This is a genomic window from Acidithiobacillus sp. TH-A36 (assembly GCF_057473445.1).
The window spans coordinates 1-4,800 of sequence record NZ_JBYCKP010000255.1; the positions used below are offsets into that span (position 1 = coordinate 1).

Genomic DNA, 4,800 nt, shown 5'->3' on the forward strand with positions numbered 1-4,800 from the left:
GCAGCAATTTGCGCAGCCTCGCGGCGCTGGAAGCCTAGTTCAACGGCGACCTGGCCGAAATCCGCACAGCCCAGGATTACGAAGATTCCAGCGAAGATCAGGCCATTGTTGCCGCTAAATGAGCGGCGGCCCTCGCCCTGATTGAGGATACCCGACAACGTTGGGAATCCCTGCTCAGGCTGCTCGATGACGACGCGGCCATGTATCCCGAACTGCTGGACGCTCCGGCGGCTGCGGCGCTGCAGCCGGAAGAAACCCTCATTGACCTGCTCCTGCGCGGGGCTTTGCGGGTCAGCTATCGGGAGCGGGCAGGAAGGCCACTGGAGGCGCTATTTGCGGGAGATGCCTTTAATGCCCTGCGCGAACGGATCCGGGAAATTCACGCAGAGCACAAACGCGCCCGCCTGTTCGTCGCGCTGCACATGCATGCGGGTGATGGCAATATCCACACCAACATTCCGGTTTTATCCAGTAATCACCGCATGCTCCATGAAGCGGACGCGGTGGTGGACCGGATCATGGCCATCGCCCTGGAACTGGGCGGCGTCATTTCCGGCGAACACGGCATTGGCATTACCAAAATGCGCTGGCTGGAACCGGAAAAAATAGCCGCCTTCGCCCGCTACAAGGCCGAAGTGGACCCCGGTAATGTCTTCAATCCGGGCAAACTGCTGGCAGGCTCCGGTCTGGACAACGCCTACACCCCCTCCCTGCAACTGGTGGAGCAGGAAGCCCTGCTCCTCGAAGCCAGCGAACTGGGCGAACTCAACCGCGAAATCAAGGATTGCCTGCGTTGCGGCAAGTGCAAACCGGTCTGCATGACCCACATTCCCCGGGCCAATCTGCTCTATTCGCCGCGCAACAAAATTCTGGCGACCGGCTTGCTGATTGAGGCCTTTTTGTACGAGGAACAAACCCGGCGCGGTGTTTCGCGGCAGCATTTTGAAGCGATGAATGATGTTGCCGATCACTGTACTACCTGCCACAAATGCATGACGCCCTGCCCGGTGGATATTGATTTCGGCAAGGTTTCCATTCATATGCGCAACATTCTCCGGGCGCGTGGTGAAAAATCCTTCAATATGGGGACCCGCCTGGCCATGAGCTACCTGAATGCCACTGAACCCGGCAAGGTGCACTTCATGCGTCAGGGGGTTCTGCAGACCATGTTCAAGGCCCAGGCACTGGCCCATGACATCGTCAAGCCCTTGCTGCCCAAGGGCCCGCCGCCGGCGACAACCGGCAAGGCCAGCATGCGTACGGAAGTCATTCATTTTTTACGCAAACCCCTGCCCACCAAAATGGGTGCCCAGACCATGCGCCAGTTACTGGCCATTGTTGATGACAAAACCGTGCCCATTATTCGGGACAGCAGCAAAGTCACGGACGACAGTGACGCCGTCTTTTATTTTCCGGGATGCGGCAGCGAGCGGCTGTTCAGTGACATCGGCTTGGCAACACTCGCCATGCTCCATCATGTTGGCGCCCAAACCGTCCTGCCTCCCGGTTATCTCTGCTGCGGTTATCCCCAGACAGCCGGGGGGCAGGAAGACAAAGGACAGGAAATTTCCGTGCGTAATCAGGTGCTTTTTCACCGGGTCGCCAACACCCTCAACTATCTGGATATAAAAACGGTAATCCTCTCCTGTGGCACTTGCATGGATCAGTTGCTGCAATATCAATTCCAGCAAATATTCCCCGGTTGCCGTCTGCTGGATATTCATGAATATCTGATGGAAAAAGGGATTGCTCTGGAAGGCGTCGCGGGCGTGCAATACCTGTATCACGACCCCTGCCATAGCCCCATGAAAACCCACAAACCCCAGGCAGTTGCCAGTCGCCTGCTGGGTCAGGAAGTGCTGGAATCGGCCCGCTGCTGTGGCGAAGCCGGAACGCTGGCCAGCAGTCGTCCCGACATTGCCACCCAGTTACGCTTCCGCAAGGAAGAAGTGCTCAAAGAAGGCGTTTTCCAGCTCACCGGCAGTGACAAAGCCGTAGACAACAATGTCCGTCTTCTGACCAGTTGCCCGGCTTGTCAGCAGGGTCTGGAACGCTACCGGGAAGATACCGGTCTGGATACAGACTACATTGTCGTGGAGCTGGCCCGTAAAATTCTCGGCAGCCAGTGGCAACAGGGCTTTATTGACGCCACCCGACAGGGAGGCATTGAGAGGGTTCTGCTTTGACGCAAGGGCCGGATCCGGTTTTCAAAAGCGCAATAGATGGCGTTCTTGATCTCCATGCCTTCCGTCCCAAGGAAGTACCTGATCTGGTTCGGGAATATTTACGCAGTTGCCGCGCTGCCGGCATTACTGAAATCCGCATCATCCACGGCAAAGGTAAAGGCGTGCTCCGTGAAACCGTACATGCCTTGCTGCGCCGGGAACCCATGGTCAAAAACTTTCGTCTGGCCAATGACCGCAGCAGTTGGGGAGCCACCCTGGTAGATATTTACCCGCCGGATGTAGCCCTGCCCGAGCGCCCGACCAGTCCCGGCAAAACAGTGGCCAGAGTCCATGCAGCCCAATCCGGCCCGGTCACCCTCCCCGGCTGGTACCGAATCATCCAGAAAATATTTGTCCGGCGCTAAAACTCATGAACACAGCCAACACATCCGAAGAAGGCGTCACCAAATTCCTGTTGCACTGGACGCCAGCCGCCGCTTCCGATCAAGCCGAAATTACTACCTTACAGGACTGGCGTGATGTGTTTTTCGCCCGCCAGCTGATCGGTGCGGATCCACAGCGCTATGGCGGTATTGGTTTTGGTAATGTGAGTTGCCGCAGCCCGCAGGGCTTTCTGGTCAGCGCCACCCAAACGGGAGAACTCCCCACCATGAGTGCGGAAAATTTCTGTATGGTGACGGGCTGGGATATCCGGGGTAACAACATCCACGCCAAGGGACCACAGCCTCCTTCTTCCGAAGCTCTTAGCCATGCGGCCTGTTACGACGCCCGCTCTGACATTCATTGGGTATTTCATGTGCACAGCCCGGTACTCTGGGAGGCTGCCGCCCGACTGGACATGCCTGCCACCCCTCTGGATGCGGAGTATGGGACCCCCGCCATGGCCGAGGCCATCAGCAGCATTATCCGCAATGCTCATCTGCCGGTTGTGCTGCAAATGGCTGGACATGAAGACGGCATCATCGCCGCCGGCAATAGTGCCGCCCAGTGTGGAGCACTACTGCTGGAGGCAGTACTGCGTGCTCAGCTTTCCAGTGCCTTGCGCAAATAAAAGTCCATGTCGGTCAGATTATTCAGTGCCCATTTACGGTAGTCATCGGGCAGATCAATAATTTTGACGCCCTTATGCTTACCAAAAGGCATGGTTTCGGGAATCCGGGCACGTTCACTGAACTCCCACAGGTCTTCCCAGGAAGAAGGACGCACCGCCAGAATCACCTTGTTAAGCAAAATCCGGCAAAATTTCACATCAGCCAGGGCCGAATGGGCATTTTTGAGATTATCCCGCGTTTTTTTGCGATCCTTGCTGAAATGAAACATGAGTGCCGACTGGGAGTGACTGTCCACTTCCGGCCACAGTTTGCGGGTCATGGCATAGGTGCAAATGCGTTTGACATCGGGTTTACCGATCACACCCCAGTCATAATCAATACTATGCCCTACCAGATAACCCGTATCTTCCGGCAAAGTAAAAGTCCGCGCCGAAGGACAATCCAGCAGTTCTTCTTCAAGAATATGGTGCACCGCCATGGCCCCCATCTCAATGGGCTTATCCGGGCGATAACGCTGCACAAACTGTTCTTCTACTTCCAGGGTCTTGAGATCACTGACTGCCAGCCAGGCCGCTTCGATCAGATCGGGCTCCACCCGCCCCGTGGTTTCCGTGTCAAAAATCAGTGCGCGCATGCTGGCTCCATCATCAATCCGAGAAAAGAATTGCAGGGTAATGATGTGTTCAGCAATGGGCAAGTCACAAATCGCCGATAACTGCCGGAACTTTTCGCCGCCGCCAGACTCTTAGCCCCGATCTGCTTTGTTGAAAGTTCAGCAGGACCATTGATTTATCGAACAGAAACCCCCATTCTTGAGATATACCCAAGCACGTTGCTTGTTTGAAGGAGTCCGTAAATGAATCAGGATCAGAACCCCTATCAGTTTCCCGACAGCATGAACCCCCAGGGAAGCCGTACTGGCACGTCCATTGGCGCATTGCTGGGGAAGACCTACGCGCTGCTGGCTGCGACTCTGGTCGTTTCGGCCATTGCTGCGGTTTATGGAATGAGCTCACCGTTTGCCTATGAACACCCCTTCATCCTGATGATAGGCTCTTTTGCCCTGCTGTTTGCCGTGCAGTATACCGGCGCTCACCGCAGTCCTTTTGCCATACCGCTGGTTTTCCTCTTTGCCGCCGGCATGGGCATGATGATGGGACCCGCGATTGAAATGTATCTGCGGATGCCCAATGGAGCCACCGTCATTGCCGAAGCGCTGGGCACCACCGCGGCCATGTTTATCGGTCTGTCCGCCTACGCCATGACCACCCGCCGGGATTTCAGCAACATCGGTGGATTCCTCATCACCGGACTGATTCTGGCCATTGTGGTTTCTTTATTGAACATGTTCCTGCTGCATCTGCCAGCCCTGCAACTGGCTATTGCCGGGGTTCTGGTACTGGTGTTCAGCGGACTGATTCTGTTTGACACCCAGCGTATGGTTCGCGGCGGTATTCAGGAACCAGTATTGCTGGTAGTCGGCCTGTACCTGGACATCATCAACCTGTTCATGGCCCTGCTGGAAATTTTTGGCGGCGGCAACCGAAGCTGAATTCATTCGT

5 protein-coding genes are annotated in these 4,800 nt (G+C 56.0%); 4 read left to right on the forward strand and 1 reads right to left on the reverse strand.

The features are described 5' to 3' along the window. The first annotated feature begins 200 nt into the window (after positions 1 to 200). Genes AC2VLY_RS06705 through AC2VLY_RS06715 form a run of 3 tightly spaced genes read left to right on the forward strand, consistent with a single transcriptional unit; the run spans position 201 to position 3,237 of the window. A complete protein-coding gene (locus AC2VLY_RS06705) occupies positions 201 to 2,186 on the forward strand; it encodes a DUF3400 domain-containing protein (RefSeq protein ID WP_486921981.1) in 1,986 nt (661 codons plus the stop codon). Then, positions 2,183 to 2,590 carry a Smr/MutS family protein gene (locus tag AC2VLY_RS06710; protein ID WP_486893098.1) on the forward strand — a complete coding sequence of 136 codons (408 nt, stop codon included), beginning with the start codon at positions 2,183 to 2,185 and terminating at the stop codon, positions 2,588 to 2,590. The genes AC2VLY_RS06705 and AC2VLY_RS06710 overlap by 4 nt, the downstream gene beginning before the upstream one ends. Before the next feature lie 5 nt (positions 2,591 to 2,595). Beyond that, the gene (locus AC2VLY_RS06715; RefSeq protein WP_486921982.1) at positions 2,596 to 3,237 is read left to right on the forward strand and encodes a class II aldolase/adducin family protein; all 642 of its coding nucleotides are present in this window, start codon (positions 2,596 to 2,598) and stop codon (positions 3,235 to 3,237) included. On the opposite strand, the gene AC2VLY_RS06720 is transcribed toward AC2VLY_RS06715, so the two are convergent. Continuing rightward, on the reverse strand, positions 3,210 to 3,872 hold the full coding sequence (locus AC2VLY_RS06720) for a putative quorum-sensing-regulated virulence factor (protein WP_024892642.1): 663 nt from the start codon (positions 3,870 to 3,872) through the stop codon (positions 3,210 to 3,212). The two genes, AC2VLY_RS06715 and AC2VLY_RS06720, sit on opposite strands and share 28 nt — an antisense overlap. Before the next feature lie 222 nt (positions 3,873 to 4,094). On the opposite strand from AC2VLY_RS06720, the gene AC2VLY_RS06725 reads away from it, so the two are divergent. Beyond that, entirely contained in the window at positions 4,095 to 4,790 is a 696-nt protein-coding gene (locus tag AC2VLY_RS06725; protein ID WP_010640069.1) for a Bax inhibitor-1/YccA family protein, read from the forward strand. The last annotated feature ends 10 nt before the right edge of the window (positions 4,791 to 4,800 follow it).